Source organism: Bacillus sp. FJAT-27225 (genome assembly GCF_001685025.1).
Classification (GTDB): Bacteria; Bacillota; Bacilli; order Bacillales; family Cytobacillaceae; genus Bacillus_D.
Genome location: NZ_MAYU01000001.1, coordinates 930,397 through 949,153, shown reverse-complemented (window position 1 = coordinate 949,153; position 18,757 = coordinate 930,397). Strand labels below are relative to the sequence as shown.

The following is an 18,757-nucleotide window of genomic DNA, read 5'->3' as shown; positions in this document are numbered from 1 at the left end:
GCCTTGAGTGCAGTGAAAGACAGAGTCTCTGATATCATTGACGGAAAACGGGTAATTATAAAAAGACCCGAACTGCTTGCCCCGGCGGGAAATCTTGAAAAGCTTAAAATCGCTGTCCATTACGGGGCGGATGCTGTTTTTATTGGCGGCCAGGAATATGGCCTCCGTTCGAATGCTGATAACTTTACGTTTGAAGAAATGAAAGAAGGCGTCGAGTTTGCAAAGAAATATGGTGCGAAAATCTATGTTACAACGAATATTTTTGCACATAACGAAAACATCGATGGTCTTGAAGACTATATGCTAGGGTTAAAGGAAGCCGGTGTTGCGGGCATCATTGTTGCTGACCCGCTCATTATTGAAACTTGCCGCAGGATTGCCCCTGAAATTGAGGTGCATCTAAGTACACAGCAATCCCTCTCCAACTGGAAGGCGATCCAATTTTGGCAGGAAGAAGGATTGGAACGGGTTGTCCTTGCCCGTGAAACGAGTGCGGAAGAAATCAGAGAAATGAAGGAAAAAGTCGATATCGAAATCGAGACGTTCATTCATGGAGCAATGTGCATTGCCTATTCCGGCCGTTGCACGCTAAGCAACCATATGACTGCACGGGATTCAAACCGTGGCGGCTGCTGCCAGTCATGCCGTTGGGACTATGACCTGTACAGGCTGGAAGAGCACGGTGAAACACCATTGTTCCAAGAGGATGATGCTCCTTTTGCGATGAGTCCTAAAGATTTGAATCTTCTTCAATCGATTCCTCAAATGATTGAATTAGGTATCGATAGTTTGAAGATTGAAGGCAGGATGAAGTCGATCCATTACATCGCGACGGTCGTCAGTGTTTACCGGAAGCTGATTGACGCTTATTGTGAAGATCCGGATAACTTCACCATTAAGCAAGAATGGATCGATGAACTGGACAAGTGTGCCAACAGGGAAACGGCGCCCGCATTTTTTGAGGGAGTTCCTGGGTATAAAGAGCAAATGTTTGGCAATCATACCAAAAAGACAAGATTCGATTTTGTCGGGCTTGTACTGGATTATAACGAAGAGACTAAAATTGTTACACTTCAGCAAAGGAACTTTTTTAAGCCAGGTGATGAAGTCGAGTTTTTTGGTCCGGAAATCAATAATTTTAAAGCGGTTATTGAAAAGATATGGGATGAGGAAGGGCGCGAGCTTGCTGCTGCCCGCCATCCGCTGCAAATCGTGAAATTCAGACTCGACAAGCCGGTTTACCCAAACAACATGATGCGGAAGGAGAATTAATATGGATCGCAAACCAGTTGTAATCGGGGTTGCCGGGGGATCCGGTTCTGGAAAAACATCGGTCACAAAGGCAATTTTTGATAGCTTTAAGGGACATTCAATCCTCATGATTGAACAGGATTATTATTATAAAGATCAGAGCCACCTCCCCTTTGAGGAGCGGCTGAAAACGAACTATGACCATCCGCTAGCTTTTGATAACGACCTGCTGATTGAGCATGTTGAAACGTTGCTGGACCGCAAGCCTGTTGACAAGCCAGTATATGATTATTCGCTCCACACGAGGTCGAGCCAGGTGGTACATGTAGAGCCAAAAGATGTCATCATTCTTGAAGGAATCCTGATTCTAGAAGATGAACGGCTCCGTAATCTAATGGATATCAAACTATATGTCGATACTGATGCGGATATCCGAATCCTCCGAAGGCTTCAGCGTGATATTAAAGAGCGAGGCAGGACTGTCGAGTCGGTTATAGAACAGTATGTGAACGTCGTCAGGCCAATGCATAACCAGTTCGTAGAGCCGACAAAGCGCTATGCGGACGTTATTATCCCTGAAGGCGGCCATAACTACGTCGCCATCGACCTAATGGTTACTAAAATTCAAACAATTCTTGAACAAAAGTCTATTTTATGACACAATAGCATAAATAAAGAAGAAAAGCGGAAGCGCCTGGTTAGGGGCGACAAGCGCTGGAGGGCCTGAAGGTGAAGTCGTACTTTGACTTCGGCTGAAGGACCGAAGCGACCTCGAGCCCCTAGGCGCTGCAGCTGGACAAAAGAAAAGCGGAAGTGCCATGTGCCTTCCGCAACCCCTTAGTGCGCGCGCCCTGACAAGAGCGCGCTCGCTATCTATTTTACGGAAAAATAACTACATAGTAAGCGCGCACAACTCGATGTGCAGATAATATAAGGAGTGAATATTTTGGCAAAAGATAAAGTATTTCCAATGACACAGGCGGGCAAGGATAAGCTTGTACAGGAACTTGAACACCTTAAAACGGTTAAACGCAAAGAAGTAGTGGAAAGGATTAAAATCGCACGCAGCTTTGGTGATTTGTCCGAGAACTCTGAATACGACTCCGCGAAAGAAGAGCAAGCTTTTGTAGAAGGTCGTATTACCACTCTTGAAAATATGATCCGCAATGCAAAGATTATTGAAGAAAGTGAAATCGCTGGGGATGCCGTTGCATTGGGCCGCAGCGTTACATTCATGGAACTGCCGGATGGTGAGGAAGAAACTTACACAATCGTGGGCAGTGCCGAGGCTGATCCTTTCGAAGGTAAAATTTCAAATGATTCGCCAATCGCGAAAAGCCTGATGGGCAAGAAGGTTGGCGATCAAGTTGTTGTCCAGACTCCGGGCGGCGAAATGTCTGTCAAAATTACTTCAATTCACTAAGGTTTGAAATGGAAACATCTCGTCAAAGCTTTTGACGAGGTGTTTTTTATGTGGAAAAAGCGGGCAGTATCGATGCTGTATGTATATATGCTTTTATTTCTTGTTTTGTTGGCAAGGCTGATCCAAATTCAATTATGGGAGCCTGAAAGTTTTTCAGCCCACGACATTAATTTGGTAGAAGAAAGTGTTTTTCAACGGTCTCAGGAATTGATTATGGATGATGGGAGAGGGCGGTTCCTTGACAAAAATGGACAGTCCCTGACACATAAAGACGTATCCGTTCTAATTCTATTCCCATTTTTAAAAAATACCTCATGGCCGGTGGAACAGGTCGCGAGTATTGCCGGTGTCCAGGAAGGTAAGCTTCTTGAGGCTGTGAAGATGGCCAAAAAACCATTTGCTTATGGCGAACCAGAACCTCATTCATTGTCCGCCTCACAGGTTTCATCCCTTAATGCCCTTAAAATCCCGGGGGTATTTGCTGTCGAAAAGAAATTAAAAAAATCCGATGCTGTTGCTGGACAGCTTATTGGTTCGATCGGTGAAAACCAAGCTGCCTTGGAAAAAAGATATCCAGATAGAGCATTTCCACCGCGTACCCCCATTGGAATTTCGGGTCTGGAAAAAAGCTTTGATGAGTTTCTCGTAGCTGAGGGAAAGTCACGGCTCGTTTTTCATGTGGATGGCAGTGGAAGCCCTCTTTTTGGAACAAAGGTCAAGTATACTGGAATGGCTAACCCCTTTTATCCTGTAAGCATTAAAACTACGATTGATGCAGACATCCAACAACATGCAGAACAGATGGTTGATAACCATGGTATTTCCAAAGGCGGACTGCTGCTGCTTGATATTTCATCAAACAGCATTCTTGCGTCTGTTTCGAGGCCAGAAATAGATTCCAAGGATCCTTTTAAAGGGGATGGCATGACAAATTTAATGTTAAAAGAACAGATTATAGGTTCAGTTTTTAAGACAGTTGTAGCAGCGGCTGCGATTGACAATAGCCTTGCCAATGAAGATAGGCAATTTAATTGCAGCAGGACGATTGATGGAAAACCGGATCCTGTTTACCAGCACGGACTGCTTGGATTTTCGGATAGTTTTGCTGCAAGCTGCAATAATACGTTTGCTACGCTTGCAAAGGAACTAATGGAAATCGATCCGGGTATTCTCGAAAACTATGCTTCAAAACTTTCACTGACAGGAGGTGCGGGCTGGGAAGGGGATGTCTTTCAATTAGGTGGCTTTCATCAATTATCTGGGGAAGAAAAGGGAAGAGTATTTCTTTCGGATGAAGAGAGAACGGACCGTAACTTTGTAGCCCTGTCAGGAATCGGACAAAAGGAAGTGAGGGCAACCCCGCTTGCCGTTGCTAATATGATGGCAACAATAGCGAGAGGCGGTAAAAAGGAAATGGTCCGGGCTGTATTTGAAGTTGACTATAAAAATGGCACTACTATGTATGAATTCCCGCAAAAGGAATTGGAGGGGGAGCATCTTTCAACTAAGACAGCGAATGAGCTAGGCTTGCTGCTAAGAGAAGTTGTTATGAATGATAAAGGGACAGGCAGATGGTTTGCCGGCTTGCCATATGAAGTAGCGGGGAAATCAGGAACAGCTGAAACAGGCAGATATAGAAATGACAAGCAGCTCCACAATAAATGGTTCGCCGGCTTTTTCCCGTACAGCAATCCACAGTATGCACTGGTTACAGTCAATTTGGATGTATTTGATGACATGGGCGGTGTTAACCCTTTGTTTGCTGAAATGGTAACTTACCTGTATAACCGCGATCATGAAATTCAAGGGAATTAATGCGGCCTAAGATTTAATGATAAAAAGCAGTTTACCGGATTTATACCAGTGTGAGACCAAGGGATTAATCCACGAAAAGCAGTTTACCGGATTAATTTCAGTGTGTGACCAAGGGATTAATCCACAAAAATCAGTTTCCTGGATTAATCTTAGACTGTAACCAAGCGATTAATCTACGAAACAGGTGTATCAGCATCCGGCATTTTCCTTTTAACTTCAATAACAGTCATGGTAAAATAGTGACAACCTTTTTTGTAGGGAGGCTTTGTCAATAATGAATCAGGATTACACGGAAGGGACGCGTTCGCGCTACCGGGCAAAAAGAAAAAAGACCAATCTAATCTTAAATAGCTTAATTATTATTGTTATTCTTCTTATTTTAGCTGTTGGGTACTCAATCTTCGCAGGTGGAAATGATGCAGCTCCTAAGCCTGCAGATAATCCGGAAACCAGTGCCGCTGGGGGCTCCGGTAATAACCAGCAGAAAGACAATTCTGCAGGTGGAGATGTTTCTGAAGAAGCTTCCAAGGAACAGGACGAAAATGAACAAGAAGCCGATGAGCAGGAAGCTGACGAGAACGAAACAGACGAGTCAGAAGCAGCTGAACCTGTTGTGACCGAAGGCGGAAGTGATCAAAATGTAAGAAGGACAATTGAAAATCCGGCTTGGAAACCTGTAGGGACCCAGCAAACAGGTGAACATAAGGTCGTAACGGATCAAAGTTCTCAAGACTGGCAGGAAATGCTGGATGCACTGTCATATGCCATTGAAACTGATAAAAATTCGATGACGGTATGGTGGCTACAGCGAGACAGGGCCACCGAGGGTGGTGCAATTGGGACAGTAAGTGCCAAAGGAAACGACCAGGCCTATCGGGTTTATATCCAATGGGTAGATGGCGAGGGATACAAGCCGGTAAAGATTGAAGAATTAATTGAAAACGATAAGAAGTCATAGCGGGTGCTGGCAATTGCCAGTCCCGCTTTTTTTATTGTTTTTTCAGTTTGAAATGGACAGCTGCCGTGAAATACGTCTGGCCGTTTTCATTTACATGCATCTGGTAATTAACCGAATGGACATGAAGCATGATTGCTATGTTCACTTCGATTTGCGAAGCAATCTTCTTTTCCAATGTCTTTATGTCAGTTGCCTCAAAAAATTCAATTTTATCTTCAAGTAAGTCAAAATGCAGGTTCATTCTAATCCTCCCATAGATTTCTCGTCTCCATCCCGCATTAACGGGCTGTAGAACCCCACTAATTGAAGTTCACTTCATTGTAACCAGAACAGTTTATTTTTTGCAATCCGACTGTTGAAGGATAGCAATAGTTGTGATAAATTGGAACATAGTTACATCTAATTCATAGTATATCTATAGGTTTTTATAAGATTAAAAAATTCCGGAGAGTGATAATAGATGGGCAGGGAGTTTCTCGATTTATTTGAAGTTTGGGCGGATACGTATGATAAAACAGTTGACGGTCATGACAAAGAATATAAAGACGTATTCAGGCATTATGAGAACATTCTCGAGGCAGTTGCATCTAGATCAGTAGGTCATGTTGCTGAATTTGGAATTGGAACCGGAAATCTTACCAAAAAAATCCTTGCAAAAGGCTTAAAAGTGACTGGGATCGAACCCTCTCCGGCGATGAGGAAAATTGCCATGGAAAAGCTGACTGGACAAGCGGAAATACTGGATGGGGACTTTTTGCATTTTGAAGGTCTCGAAAATCCTGATACATTGGTTAGTACGTATGCCTTTCATCATCTCACAGATGATGAAAAAGCAACGGCAATAGCCCTTTATGGAAAGATATTACCCGTTGGTGGTAAAATAGTATTTGCTGACACCATGTATGAATCAATAGAAGCCTACGAAGCCGCGATAGCAGATGCAAAGGAAAAAGGGTATCAAAATCTTGCAGAAGATTTGCAGCGCGAGTATTACACAACGATTCCAGTATTGGAGAAAATACTGAAGGATAACGGATTCAGTACACACTTTTCCCGCTGCAATGAGTTTGTTTGGCTGATGGAAGGTGTAAAAAAATAATAAGCGAGGTTTATCCATGAAAATTGCCATAATTGGAGCAATGGAAGAAGAAGTCGTTTTATTGCGAGACAATATTGAAAATCAGAAACAGGAAACGATTGCGGGTTGTGAATTCACAATGGGTACTATGCACGGAGCGGAGGTTGTTTTGCTTCGCTCCGGGATTGGGAAAGTGAATGCTGCCATGTCTACAACAATCCTGCTGGAAAAATTCAAGCCTGACTCCGTCATTAATACAGGCTCGGCGGGCGGCTTGAATCCGGAACTGAATGTGGGCGATGCTGTCATTTCAACAGAAATACGCCACCATGATGTTGATGTTACGGCATTTGGTTATGAATATGGACAAGTTCCACAGCTGCCCGCAGCATTCACGGCGGATGATAGACTGGTTGCGGTTGCCGAAGCTGCGGCTTCTGAAATTGAAGATATTCAGATTGTCAAAGGCTTGATTACAACTGGTGATTCGTTTATGGACAATGCTGAAAGGGTAGAGGCTGTCCGAAAGAATTTTCCTGGAGTACAGGCTGTTGAAATGGAAGCGGCCGCAATAGCCCAGGTTGCCCATCAGTTCAAGGTACCTTTTGTGATAATCCGATCACTTTCGGATATTGCCGGCAAGGATTCCAGTGTTTCGTTTGATCAATTCCTTGACAAAGCTGGCCAAAATTCAGCAACGCTTGTAATGAAGATGGTTTCAGCTTTAAAAGACGGCCGTTAGATCGGAGGCTTATTATGAAAGTTTACGGAAGTGTCCATGAATTGATTGGCAATACACCAATTGTGGAGCTTAAAACATTTGAACAGCCGGGGCGAGTAAGAATTTTTGCCAAGCTTGAATTTCTTAACCCAGGAGGCAGTGTCAAGGATAGGCTCGGAGTGGAACTACTAAGAGAGGCACTGGATAGCGGCAAGCTTCATGCAGGAGGAACGATCATTGAGCCGACTGCAGGAAACACCGGGATCGGTCTTGCGTTGGCTGCGATCAAAAAAGACGTGAATGTTATTTTTTGTGTTCCTGAAAAATTCAGTCTCGAAAAACAAGATTTGATGAGGGCGCTTGGTGCAAGGGTCGTCAATACACCAACTGAAGAAGGAATGAAGGGTGCCATTAGGAAGGCTAACGAGCTATTGAATGAAATTCCTGGCTCTTATTGCCCCCAGCAGTTTGGAAATCCTGCAAATCCTGAAACATATTATAAAACTCTTGGACCAGAGCTTTGGGAACAAATGGATGGACAAATTGATATGTTTGTTGCAGGCGCAGGTACGGGCGGTACATTCATGGGGACGGCCAGATACTTAAAGGATCAAAATAAAAATGTAAAAACCGTCATTGTCGAGCCCGAAGGATCCATCCTGAACGGAGGCAAATCCGGCCCCCATAAAACGGAAGGGATCGGAATGGAGTTCCTTCCCGACTATATGGATCGAAGTTATTTCGATGCCATTCATACGGTATTGGATACGGATGCGTTCCGGCTGGTCAAGGAGCTTGCTGCACAAGAAGGCCTATTGGTTGGAAGCTCTTCAGGGGCGGCCATGCATGCCGCACTTCTTGAGGCGGAAAATGCTTCACCGGGTACAAATATCGTTGTTATTTTTCCTGATGGAAGCGAACGATATTTAAGCAAAAAGATATATGAAGGCGGGATATAAATGAAAAGAAAAACAAGACTTATACATGGCGGGATACCAAACGATCCTCATACAGGAGCCGTATCTATTCCAATTTACCAGGTTACCACATACTCCCAAGAAGGGGTAGGAGGCCATAAGGGCTTTGAATATTCCAGGACTGGAAATCCGACCAGGCATGCACTTGAAGAATTGATCAAGGATATTGAAGGCGGACATGCAGGGTTCGCATTTGGTTCTGGGATGGCTGCCATGACTGCCGTTATGATGCTGTTTAACTCTGGAGACCACGTCATTATGACTGATGATGTTTATGGCGGTTCTTTCCGTGTAATGACAAAGGTGCTGAATCGTGTCGGAATCGATTCTACATTTGTTGATACAAGCAACCTCGAAAACATTAAAGGAGAAATCAAGCCAAATACAAGGGCGATTTTCCTTGAAACACCAACCAATCCGCTTCTTAAAATCACTGATATTGAGGGCGTGGCTAAATTGGCGAAAGAGAATGGCCTTTTAACAATTGTCGATAACACATTTTCGACACCATATTGGCAGAACCCAATTGAGTTAGGTGCAGACATTGTCGTGCATAGCGCTTCAAAATACCTCGGCGGGCATAGTGATGTAATAGCAGGACTTGCAGTTGTGAATAGCCAGAAGCTGGCTGAAGATCTGCATTTTGTCCAAAACTCAACCGGAGGCGTCCTTGGGCCGCAGGACTCCTGGCTGCTAATCAGGGGAATTAAAACGCTGGGACTCCGTATGGAAGAAATGGAAGCTAATACAAAAGCAATCGTCGATTTCCTGATTAGCCATCCTGGAGTTAAAAAGGTTTTCTACCCAGGGCTTGAAAACCACCCGAACCATGAACTTGCCAAAAAGCAGGCACGTGGATTCGGAGGGATGGTTTCCTTTGATGTCGGCAGCGCCGAAAAAGCTGATCAAGTCTTGGGCAAAGTCCGTTACTTTACGCTTGCGGAAAGCCTTGGTGCAGTAGAAAGCCTAATCTCTGTGCCAGCCCGGATGACACATGCTTCAATTCCTGCGGAGCGCAGAGCTGAGCTTGGGATTACCGACGGGCTTGTCAGGATTTCAGTTGGAATTGAAGATGCGGAAGACTTAATCGAGGATTTAAAAAATGCATTAGAATAGAAGTGATGGCGCCGGATTCCTCCGGCGCTTTATTTTACAGGACTTTGTTTCCGCTTACTTTGGTAAAAGAAGCTAACAGGTAAACAATGTTCCCATAATGTTAATAATTACATCGTTCAAAACCTAATAAAATATGCTAAATTAGTTTAGTAGCATACTAGAAAAGCAGGTGAGAATGATGAATAAGGCAAGAGACCTTTTTGAAAAGATGAATGACACTAAATGGTTTGGAATTGTTCTATTAGCTGTCGGATCATTCTTCTATCTAGGCACAATCCTGCCTACTGAGCGAGTTTTGAGTGAATTTGATGTCGCTGGTATGTCAGTGGCTGCCCTTGTTTTTCTTGCGGCTTCCATTCTATTCTTTCTTAAATCCAAGGAATACAGGAATATGCTGATGGAGCATGAAGATGGAGAAGACTACTTTATATAGATACGATACAAACGTCCATAAGGACGTTTTTTTTGTATTCAAAACTCGTCCATAAAAAGGTAATAAAAGAATTTTTTACTAAATAGGGGTTTACAAACCTCTGATAGGTGGATATAATTACCGTAGTTAGTTAAAAATTCCTGAAAGGAGGCATTATCATGTTCATCAATTATGCATGGTTAAAAAATCAATACAAACTTAATACATGTTCTGCCTTCGGGGAATGGATTGCTTAAAAATTTTTAAGTTACAATTGCCATGTCTAAGCCGCAGGAGAACTATGCCTGCGGCTTTTTTATGCCTTAATAAGCCAACAGCTGTCATGGTTCCTTAATGGAGCCTTGAGTGGCTGTGGTAAGCCGCAGGAGATACCTTCTTGCGGCCTTTTTGTGCCTAATGAAGGATATCGATTTTTTTAAGGAGGTGATAAGTAATGACACTGAATATTTTCTTTATTACGGTTACGATCAAACGACGCCAAATGGACCCAGAAGAAATCATTAAACGGGAGCAGATATCGAAAATTACCGAGGAAAACAAAGATCGTCAATTTTCAATGTACCGCCCGTTTTAATTAAAGGTGGTGAAAGCAATGACTCTTCATATTTTCTTTTTGACAATTACAATCAAGCTCAGGGAATATAACCCGGAAGAATTAATTTCATTGGTGCAAACCAGGCAAATTACTGAAAAGGATAAAAACCTGAGGTTCAATTATTACAGGCCATTTTAATGTTTATTTTTTAAAAATAATGAAAGGTGGAGATTCACATGTGGTTATTGATTCAGAATAGTAGAGGTTGCCTTTGTATTAAGAAAGATACGACATAATCAGCCTCGGAAGGGAGGGGCAGCATGCCTTTGCATTGTTTCTTGTTAACGTTTTTCCCCGCATTAACGGGCAGTAAGATTCCCCATATCGAGACTAAAAAGTATAAGGAAAAAAGATAAGTCAGGAATAACTGCCCGTAAATGCCTGGTTGGTGAGATACAGTGAAACTTGCCACTGTGCTTTTCAGCGGCATAGTTGAACCAATCGGGTTCGTAGTGCCGCTTGGTCGCCGTAATTTGGCGAGTTAGCTGCAGTAGAACGGGACTAACAATCAGTGGAAAGTCGCTACTGTTTGAAGATTCTCTTTAAGTGAAGCGAACAAAATAGTCCATTCCAGTCATATGTATCCTTATTGAATGGTCGGCACCATTTATACTATAATAATTATTAGAATGTTAAGTACAAGGGGTGCTGGAAATGTTCTTAATGGTTATGGCGTTAATTGTTACGGGTGTTATTGGCTGCGTAATTGCAGCTGAAGTGAGCGTAGAAGATTAACTTGAAAAGCATCAACCCATTTGGGGCTGATGCTTTTTCTTGTTTATGGAAGGCTGTTTTCGCAAACTTTGTTGATATTAGAAAAACCATAGTATGATATCTAGTTGATTGGAGCGGAAGGTGCGAGACTCCTGCGGGACAAGCGGGACAGGTGAGACCCCACAGACGCTTTAGCGTCGAGGAGGCTCACCGCACGCCCCGCGGAAAGCGAGCAGCCTGGAGCGCAAATCAACTATTACAAAAAGCAACATTCTTTTAGAAAACAGCCTTATGGAGAAACTTTTAACTCCTTCTGTTTGGTTTAAACCAAAGAAGGACGATTAGTAAAATGGCTCCTGCCCCAGCCAAACCAGTCTTTGTGGATAAATCACCGAAGATGATTTGGGCAGCGAGGGCAAGGACAACCATAAAAAGAACAAGCACCAACACAACTTTTTCTGGCATTGAAATCCCCTTACGCTTCTTTTTCTCCTATTTTACCCCTCGTCTGCCTGAAAGTCTATTAGTCCGAAACGATGCATTCCCATGTATTCTCTATGGAGAATTTCCTGACAAAGTCCCTACTAACCTGGCTAGGTGACCTTCGCGTTTACAATTTTGTGCAAATTCGCTCTCCCCTCCAACTTTTATCCCTTTTAGCAAATAACGGAAATTTATATAGGACAGACACGAACGTTTCTTTTTATACATAGAGATTAGTTATAACACATGCTGAACAGAAAGCGGGGGTAAAATGTATGTCCAGTATATTGGCCGCACTTGGTTACATGGTAAAAGAAATCCTCTTTCTTGTTTCTTATGTTAAAAATAATGCTTTTCCTCAGCCCTTGTCATCCGCAGATGAAAAAAAGTACCTCAAGCTCATGGCTGCGGGCGATGCAAATGCCCGTAATCTTCTTATTGAACACAACCTCCGGCTTGTCGCCCACATTGTAAAGAAATTTGAAAATACCGGGGAGGATGCGGAAGATTTAATCAGCATTGGTACAATTGGCCTCATTAAGGCGATTGAAAGTTATTCGGATGGAAAGGGTACGAAGCTCGCTACCTATGCAGCACGTTGCATAGAAAATGAAATACTCATGCATTTAAGAGCTCTTAAAAAGACAAAAAAGGATGTTTCTCTTCATGATCCCATTGGCCAGGATAAGGAAGGCAATGAAATTTCCCTGATTGATGTTCTTAAATCTGAATCCGAGGATGTTATTGATACAATCCAATTAAATATGGAACTTGAAAAAATCAAGAAGTATATCGGGGTGCTGGATGCCCGGGAAAAAGAAGTGATCGTTGGCAGGTTTGGGCTTGACCTCCAAAAAGAAAAGACACAGCGGGAAATAGCAAAGGAGCTGGGGATTTCAAGAAGCTATGTATCAAGGATTGAAAAAAGAGCCTTAATGAAAATGTTCCATGAATTTTATCGCGCGGAAAAGGAGAAACGAAAAAAGGGAAAGAGCAGCTGACTAGGCAGCTGCTCTTTTCCTGTCCATTTATAATATAGCCGACTCCCCAAACGTTGATAAAGTGCTATAAAATGAATTTTCTAGAGAATCAAATTTATGCATAATTATTTTTTTATTCGCCCATGCACCTTTGAGATAGGTACATACCCTGTAGTAAGGGAAAGGGGTGAAAACATGTACGGTTATCCTTATCCGGGCCCGTATAGCTATGGCTATTCATATGGGGCAGGTGCTGGCGGCTTTGGCTTTTGGTATGCGCTCCTGATTATCCTGTTTATTATCATTCTGTTATTCGGGGGCTGGTGGTTTTTTAACTGCTATTACAGATGAAACAATGGGCCATCCTAATTGGAGGCCCTTTCAATTTTTCTTCCACCGTTAAAGAAGTGTTTTGCTGATTTATGGAAATCTTCTAATTACTTATCTATAATTAAAAGGTACATACTTTATCGGGTCTTACCTGAATGATAGAACAGGGGGAAATAGTTTGGCAGCAACAATATATTCAGACGTTTGGGACTTGGATGTATTTTTTCCAGGCGGAAGCGGCTCAAAGGAATTTGAACTGCATTTAACAGAAACAGAAGGTGCGATCAATCAATTTCATAGCCAGGTGAGTAACTGGCAACTTTCAGAGGTTGAAAAAGACGCCCCGGTACTTGCATCATTCATTACCTTATTTGAGGAAGCTTCAAAGAAAATTCGGCAGGCTGGTGCATTCATCAGTTGTTTAAAAGCCCAAAATACCGAAGATAAAAAAGCATATGAACTTCAGGCAAAGGTAACAGGTTTAAGTGCATCCTTCCAAACAGCACTTGGTGCTTTTGATGGGAAATTGGCAGATATTGCTGAAGAGGATTGGGAGAACTTAATGAAGGATGAAAGGCTTAAGGAATTGGCCTTTGTATTGACCGAACGGCGGACAAGGGCTGCCGAGAAACTGTCAAAAGAAGAAGAAGCGGTCGTCAATGCACTTGGAGTCGATGGCTATCACGCATGGAGCCAGATGTATGACATGGTAGTCGGTAAAACCAAAATCCCGTTTATCCAGGATGGCGAGGAAAAGCTTCTTTCAGTTGGACAGGCAGCCAACCAGTTTTCCAATCCTGATCGGGAAGTGCGAAAGGCAGTATTTAAGGAGTGGGAAGCCGCATGGTCAGCAAATGCTGATTATTTTGCTAAAATCCTGAATCATCTTGCCGGTTTTAGGCTAAACGTCTATAAATTGAGAGGTTGGGACGATTTCCTGAAGGAACCGCTTGATATAAACAGAATGAAAAAGGAAACTCTTGATGCAATGTGGGGAGCAATCGCCGAAACAAAGCAGCCGCTTAAGGACTATTTGGAGCGCCGGGCTGAACTTATGGGTGTGGAAAGGATAAGCTGGTACGATTTGGATGCCCCATTGGGAACGACTGAAACAAAAGTTTCATACCAGGAAGGAGCCGAATTCATCCTTGAACAGTTTGCCAAGTTTGGGGAAGAGATGACGTCATTTAGCAGACATGCTTTTGAAAATAATTGGATTGAAGCTGAAGACCGGCCGGGTAAAGCTCCAGGCGGCTTCCATACATACTTTCCGGAGGCTATGCAATCACGGATTTTCATGACCTATTCAGGCACACCGTCCAACATTTCAACACTTGCCCACGAACTGGGACATGGCTTCCATACGTATGCGATGCGCAATCTTCACCTGTTAAACAGGAATTACGCGATGAATGTGGCAGAAACAGCGTCTACCTTTGCGGAAATGATCGTCTCCGATGCTGCAGTGAAAAATGCGGCTTCTAAGGAAGAAAGACTTGCACTCCTTGACGATAAGATTCAACGATCCGTTGCTTTGCTTATGAACATCCATGCCCGCTTTATATTTGAGACCAGCTTTTATGAAGAAAGGAAAGCTGGCTTCGTAAGTGCAGCGCGCCTGAACGAGCTTATGGAAAAAGCGCAGGAAGAGGCTTATCTAGGTGCACTGGAATCCTATCATCCATCTTTCTGGGCTTCAAAGCTTCATTTCTTTATTACCGGTGTCCCATTCTATAACTTCCCATATACGTTTGGATTCCTATTCTCACTTGGAATCTATGCCCAGGCTTTAAAGGAAGGAAGCGGTTTTGAGGAAAAATACATTGCGCTCTTAAAGGACACTGCTTCGATGACAGTTGAAGACCTGGCGATGAAGCATCTTGGAGCGGACCTGACCAAAGCAGATTTCTGGTATGACGCACTGCAGCTATGTACGGACGATATAAATGAATTTCTTGAGCTGACAAAACAGTAACACCGAACAGCAAAAACCCCGGCAGTGACTTAGCTTGCCGGGGTTTTTGCACAAAATGAATGGTTAGATAAGTTAAACTTTTCGAAGTCTGAAGGTAGAAACCATAAGAAATGATAGAATCATAATCGTTATAATGAAAATTTGCGGCGGCAAGTACGGTATGGCTAGATAGCTCAAGGTCACAAGGCAGCCCGCAGCCGTAATCGGAAGTCCGGTAAAATAGCCATTGCCCTCAGTAATATTGAAACGGGCGAGCCGGAATGCGCCGCATGCTATGAAAAAGACAGTGAAAAAAGTTCCAGGCGCGCCAAGTTCAAACAAAATACCTTGATATAATAATAGTGCAGGAGCAACACCAAATGATATAATATCACTCATGGAATCCAATTGTTTACCAAGTTCTGATTCGATGTTGAATTTCCTTGCAACCATTCCGTCGAAGCGGTCGGCAAGGGCTGCTATGAAAATCAGCAGAAGGCTCAGTCTTAAGTTCCCATGTAGGGTAGAAATAATTGCGAAGCCGCCAAGCGATAAATTAATTAAGGTCAGAACGTTTGCTGTCTGGGTCTTAAGTTTTTTAACCGTAGGGACAACAACATCAAATAAAAACATTTCCTCACTCCTTTTACTTTCCGGCTGGGCATCGCAGTCCGGTATGAAAGAAACAAAGGCAAGGGCCCCGGGTTCTTGTCTGGCTAATCTTGAGAAACGGTTCATATCCTATCTTATTTAATTTTAAGCATTTTATGACGATTCGTAAAGAGTATATTTACACTTTTTGGAGGTTACTACATTGTTTCAGCCCATCTATAGGCTTATGATTGAATTGACAAATGGGAAGTGGTCATCCCAGCTTTTAAAAAAGTTTGCAAGGTCCAGGTACAGCAAGCATGTGGTGTCCCGCTTCGCAAAAGCTTATCGGCTTAACACAGAGGAAATGGAAACCGAGCTTAAGGATTTCCCTACCTTACATGAACTTTTCGTCCGGAAACTCAAGCCGGATTCCCGGCCAATCGATTTGGCGGATGACTCTGTTGTCAGCCCGGTTGATGCAGTTATCGAAGATATTGGCATCATCAAAGAGTCGAGTGAAATGGAAGTAAAGGGGAAAGTATATTCTGTTGAAGAGATGCTCGGAGACAGGGAAACCGTTGAAAAGTACTTGAACGGTGTATATATGATTTTTTATTTAAGCCCAAGCCATTACCACCGGATTCATAGCCCTGTGACAGGGGAGGTAAAGAGGCAATGGGCTTTGGGTACAAAATCTTACCCAGTTAACAAATGGGGTCTAAAATATGGTGTTAGCACCTTATCAAAAAATTATCGGATGATTTCCGAGGTCAAGACGGATTCCGGGATGGTTGCCATTGTAAAGGTTGGCGCGATGTTCGTAAATTCAATTGAAACAACCCACACTGGCTCACATCTTCAAAAAGGTGAGGAAATTGCCTACTTTAGCTTTGGATCTACAATAGTCCTTCTTTTTGAAAAAGGTTGTTTTGAGCCGTCAGATACTCTTCATGTCCCTCATCATATTAAAGTTGGGGAAAGGGTTGGCCTTTTCAAAAACGAATAGAAGAAAGGCGGCCCATTCAATAATGGAGCCGCCTTTCTATTTTTACAATAATAAAAAAAGCCCCTCAGGGCAAATTCAAGAAGACACTCGGATACGGCGTGATAAAGAACGGCGATGTATTTCCTTTTCTATTAAACGAATAAAATCCGGGCTCAAATTAAGCTCCATTGCCTTGTAATACGATTCAATAAGCAGCTCATCAGACAATTTCCGCATATGTAACACTCCCCCCTCAAATTTATAGGCAAGTTTTATGTGAAAAAAGCATATACTTGTAAGTTCAAGATGTTTGTACCACTAATCTACCAAAAAAGTGTTGTGAGAACAATCGTTCTTATTATCCACAAACACCAGTGGATAACCTGTGATTAAATTGTTTATAAATGGGAAAAAAGTGATAATGACAAGCGGTATAATGTTAATAATTTTATTCACAAGCTAGTGAATGTTGAATTTTGTCGAAAACTTTTATTAATGATATCCCTTTTTCAGCTGATTAATGGCAACTTTAAACGATTTTCTTTCGAATCTGTCAATATCTGCAGTAAATGATGAACACGATAGTAAATTCCTTTGAAACCTGAGGCAAAATTCGTTATGATGAAAACATTGCCAATCAAGATGATTTGAAGTAAATGAGGTGTAATCATGTTAAAGCATTTTCTTCCGGATGAACATGTGAAGAATATATTCGCTATTACTCCTGAGCAGCTTAAAGAAAAGGGTATTAAGGGAATCATTACTGACCTCGATAATACACTTGTTGAGTGGGATCGCCCCTACGCGACTCCAAAGCTTATAGAATGGTTCGATGAAATGAGAAAGAACGAAATATTGGTAACGATTGTATCCAATAATAATGAGCAAAGGGTAAGGGCATTTTCCGACCCGTTAGGTATTCCATTCATTTTTCAGGCAAGGAAGCCGATGACACGAGCTTTTAAAAAAGCATTGGCACGGATGGGAATTAAACGGGAGGAAGCAGTGGTAATTGGAGACCAGCTTCTGACTGATGTCTTCGGCGGAAATCGCGGCGGATTCCATACAATCCTTGTTGTCCCAGTTGCTTCTACTGATGGATTAGTAACAAGATTTAACCGTAAAGTTGAACGAAGGATTTTGAGCTTCTTTCGAAAAAGAGGAATGATCAATTGGGAGGATTCAAAGTGAGTGATGATCGCTACATTTGTATGGGATGCGGTGTCGGGATCCAGACGGTAGAACCTGGAGAACTTGGATATGCTCCGCAATCATCGTTAGAAAAAGAACAAATCATATGCCAGCGCTGCTTCCGGCTAAAGCATTATAATGAAGTCCAGGATGTCAGCCTGACAGATGATGATTTCCTCAAAATATTAAACCGGATTGGTGAAACAGATGCATTGATCGTTAAAATCGTTGATATTTTCGACTTTAATGGCAGCTGGATTCCCGGGATGCACCGGTTTGCAGGGAAAAATAAAATTCTGCTGATTGGAAACAAAGCGGACCTTCTCCCAAAATCAGTCAAACACAATAAGCTAATCAATTGGATGAAACAGCAATCGAAAGAACTCGGGCTCCATCCAGAGGATATATTCTTGATTTCCGCGGCAAAGGGTAATTCCATTAGGGAAGCTGCTGAAGCAATTGATGCTTACCGGCGGGGGAAGGACGTATATGTTGTCGGTTGTACGAACGTGGGAAAATCCACGTTTATTAACAGGATTATTAAAGAAGTAGCCGGCGGCCAGGATGTTATCACAACTTCTCATTTTCCAGGGACAACGCTTGACATTATTAAGATTCCCCTTGATGATGGCAAGGCGCTCGTTGACACTCCAGGCATAATTAATCATCATCAGATGGCTCATTATGTTGGAAAAAAGGGTTTGAAAACAATCACTCCAAAGAAGGAAATAAAGCCTCGGGTTTTCCAGCTGAACGAAGGCCAAACCCTTTATTTCGGGGGATTGGGGCGGCTCGATTATGTTAGTGGCGGAAGAAGGGGACTTGTTTGCCACTTTTCCAATGAACTGGAAATACACCGTACGAAGACTGAAAACGCGGATGATTTATACGAGAAACATCTTGGAGGATTACTTACACCTCCTGACTCGAGTGAAGTGGACTTGCTCCCTGAACTAGGAAAACAGGAATACACCATTAAAGATGGGAAAACGGATATAGTTTTTTCAGGTCTTGGCTGGGTAACAATCAATGAGCCAGGAGCAAAAGTTGTTGCGCATGTTCCAAAGGGTGTTCAGACACTGCTTAGAAAATCACTTATTTAGAACGCTGTACTTTTTGGCTATTCATGCAAGACAGAAAGAATGTTGCTTTTGGGGGA

The 18,757-nt window shown here is 42.7% G+C and carries 22 protein-coding genes; 18 read left to right on the top strand and 4 right to left on the bottom strand.

Translation table 11 applies throughout. From position 1 onward, the window contains the following. The first annotated feature begins 3 nt into the window (after positions 1 to 3). The 5 genes from A8F94_RS04895 (at position 4) to A8F94_RS04875 (ending at position 5,447) form a co-directional block, all read left to right on the top strand. Positions 4 to 1,272, top strand: coding sequence for a peptidase U32 family protein (locus A8F94_RS04895; RefSeq protein ID WP_066196400.1), 1,269 nt, complete (start codon positions 4 to 6; stop codon positions 1,270 to 1,272). A gap of 1 nt (position 1,273) precedes the next feature. Next, a complete protein-coding gene (udk, locus tag A8F94_RS04890) occupies positions 1,274 to 1,909 on the top strand; it encodes a uridine kinase (protein ID WP_066196397.1) in 636 nt (211 codons plus the stop codon). 288 nt (positions 1,910 to 2,197) lie between these two features. Beyond that, entirely contained in the window at positions 2,198 to 2,674 is a 477-nt protein-coding gene (gene greA / locus A8F94_RS04885; RefSeq protein WP_066196394.1) for a transcription elongation factor GreA, read from the top strand. Between the two features lie 48 nt (positions 2,675 to 2,722). After that, positions 2,723 to 4,489, top strand: coding sequence for a penicillin-binding transpeptidase domain-containing protein (locus A8F94_RS04880; RefSeq protein WP_066196392.1), 1,767 nt, complete (start codon positions 2,723 to 2,725; stop codon positions 4,487 to 4,489). A 274-nt stretch (positions 4,490 to 4,763) separates the two neighbouring features. After that, positions 4,764 to 5,447 carry a YrrS family protein gene (locus tag A8F94_RS04875; protein ID WP_066196389.1) on the top strand — a complete coding sequence of 228 codons (684 nt, stop codon included), beginning with the start codon at positions 4,764 to 4,766 and terminating at the stop codon, positions 5,445 to 5,447. Positions 5,448 to 5,478: 31 nt separating this feature from the next. Here A8F94_RS04875 and A8F94_RS04870 read toward each other — a convergent pair whose 3' ends face one another. Further along, positions 5,479 to 5,688, bottom strand: coding sequence for a DUF2536 family protein (locus A8F94_RS04870; RefSeq protein ID WP_066196386.1), 210 nt, complete (start codon positions 5,686 to 5,688; stop codon positions 5,479 to 5,481). Positions 5,689 to 5,907: 219 nt separating this feature from the next. Here A8F94_RS04870 and A8F94_RS04865 point away from each other — a divergent pair, with 219 nt between their 5' ends. The 7 genes from A8F94_RS04865 (at position 5,908) to A8F94_RS24825 (ending at position 10,505) form a co-directional block, all read left to right on the top strand. Then, positions 5,908 to 6,546 carry a class I SAM-dependent methyltransferase gene (locus tag A8F94_RS04865; protein WP_066196383.1) on the top strand — a complete coding sequence of 213 codons (639 nt, stop codon included), beginning with the start codon at positions 5,908 to 5,910 and terminating at the stop codon, positions 6,544 to 6,546. A gap of 16 nt (positions 6,547 to 6,562) precedes the next feature. Further along, entirely contained in the window at positions 6,563 to 7,267 is a 705-nt protein-coding gene (gene mtnN, locus A8F94_RS04860) for a 5'-methylthioadenosine/S-adenosylhomocysteine nucleosidase (protein WP_066196380.1), read from the top strand. 14 nt (positions 7,268 to 7,281) lie between these two features. Further along, positions 7,282 to 8,205: a PLP-dependent cysteine synthase family protein gene (locus A8F94_RS04855; RefSeq protein ID WP_066196377.1), complete on the top strand. Its 924-nt coding sequence runs from the start codon at positions 7,282 to 7,284 to the stop codon at positions 8,203 to 8,205. Continuing rightward, positions 8,206 to 9,339, top strand: a complete 1,134-nt coding sequence (locus tag A8F94_RS04850; RefSeq protein WP_066196372.1) for a bifunctional cystathionine gamma-lyase/homocysteine desulfhydrase — start codon at positions 8,206 to 8,208, stop codon at positions 9,337 to 9,339. Between the two features lie 178 nt (positions 9,340 to 9,517). Further along, the gene (locus A8F94_RS04845) at positions 9,518 to 9,772 is read left to right on the top strand and encodes a YrhC family protein (protein WP_254660781.1); all 255 of its coding nucleotides are present in this window, start codon (positions 9,518 to 9,520) and stop codon (positions 9,770 to 9,772) included. A 433-nt stretch (positions 9,773 to 10,205) separates the two neighbouring features. Further along, a complete protein-coding gene (locus A8F94_RS24830) occupies positions 10,206 to 10,346 on the top strand; it encodes a YrzI family small protein (RefSeq protein WP_077247556.1) in 141 nt (46 codons plus the stop codon). 18 nt (positions 10,347 to 10,364) lie between these two features. Next, positions 10,365 to 10,505 carry a YrzI family small protein gene (locus tag A8F94_RS24825; RefSeq protein WP_077247555.1) on the top strand — a complete coding sequence of 47 codons (141 nt, stop codon included), beginning with the start codon at positions 10,365 to 10,367 and terminating at the stop codon, positions 10,503 to 10,505. Positions 10,506 to 11,384: 879 nt separating this feature from the next. Here the strand turns inward: A8F94_RS24825 and A8F94_RS25620 are convergent. Continuing rightward, positions 11,385 to 11,546, bottom strand: coding sequence for a hypothetical protein (locus A8F94_RS25620; protein WP_175384350.1), 162 nt, complete (start codon positions 11,544 to 11,546; stop codon positions 11,385 to 11,387). 293 nt (positions 11,547 to 11,839) lie between these two features. On the opposite strand from A8F94_RS25620, the gene sigK reads away from it, so the two are divergent. The 3 genes from sigK to A8F94_RS04835 all read left to right on the top strand — a co-directional run bounded on the left by sigK (position 11,840) and on the right by A8F94_RS04835 (position 14,849). Beyond that, positions 11,840 to 12,565, top strand: coding sequence for an RNA polymerase sporulation sigma factor SigK (gene sigK / locus A8F94_RS04840; RefSeq protein WP_066196367.1), 726 nt, complete (start codon positions 11,840 to 11,842; stop codon positions 12,563 to 12,565). A 174-nt stretch (positions 12,566 to 12,739) separates the two neighbouring features. Then, a complete protein-coding gene (locus A8F94_RS25325) occupies positions 12,740 to 12,895 on the top strand; it encodes a sporulation protein YjcZ (RefSeq protein ID WP_139070022.1) in 156 nt (51 codons plus the stop codon). 157 nt (positions 12,896 to 13,052) lie between these two features. Then, positions 13,053 to 14,849 carry a M3 family oligoendopeptidase gene (locus A8F94_RS04835; protein ID WP_066196363.1) on the top strand — a complete coding sequence of 599 codons (1,797 nt, stop codon included), beginning with the start codon at positions 13,053 to 13,055 and terminating at the stop codon, positions 14,847 to 14,849. 72 nt (positions 14,850 to 14,921) lie between these two features. Here A8F94_RS04835 and pssA read toward each other — a convergent pair whose 3' ends face one another. Continuing rightward, complete coding sequence (gene pssA, locus A8F94_RS04830; RefSeq protein ID WP_066196361.1) at positions 14,922 to 15,461, bottom strand: CDP-diacylglycerol--serine O-phosphatidyltransferase; 540 nt, start codon at positions 15,459 to 15,461, stop codon at positions 14,922 to 14,924. A 181-nt stretch (positions 15,462 to 15,642) separates the two neighbouring features. Between pssA and A8F94_RS04825 the strand changes: the two genes are divergently transcribed. After that, complete coding sequence (locus tag A8F94_RS04825) at positions 15,643 to 16,428, top strand: phosphatidylserine decarboxylase (RefSeq protein WP_066196359.1); 786 nt, start codon at positions 15,643 to 15,645, stop codon at positions 16,426 to 16,428. 75 nt (positions 16,429 to 16,503) lie between these two features. Here the strand turns inward: A8F94_RS04825 and A8F94_RS04820 are convergent, their stop codons facing one another. Then, entirely contained in the window at positions 16,504 to 16,644 is a 141-nt protein-coding gene (locus A8F94_RS04820; RefSeq protein WP_066196356.1) for a sporulation histidine kinase inhibitor Sda, read from the bottom strand. A gap of 432 nt (positions 16,645 to 17,076) precedes the next feature. Between A8F94_RS04820 and A8F94_RS04815 the strand changes: the two genes are divergently transcribed. Then, entirely contained in the window at positions 17,077 to 17,598 is a 522-nt protein-coding gene (locus A8F94_RS04815) for a YqeG family HAD IIIA-type phosphatase (protein ID WP_066196354.1), read from the top strand. Continuing rightward, complete coding sequence (yqeH, locus tag A8F94_RS04810; RefSeq protein WP_066196351.1) at positions 17,595 to 18,701, top strand: ribosome biogenesis GTPase YqeH; 1,107 nt, start codon at positions 17,595 to 17,597, stop codon at positions 18,699 to 18,701. Before A8F94_RS04815 ends, yqeH begins: the two co-directional genes overlap by 4 nt. Positions 18,702 to 18,757: the final 56 nt, after the last annotated feature.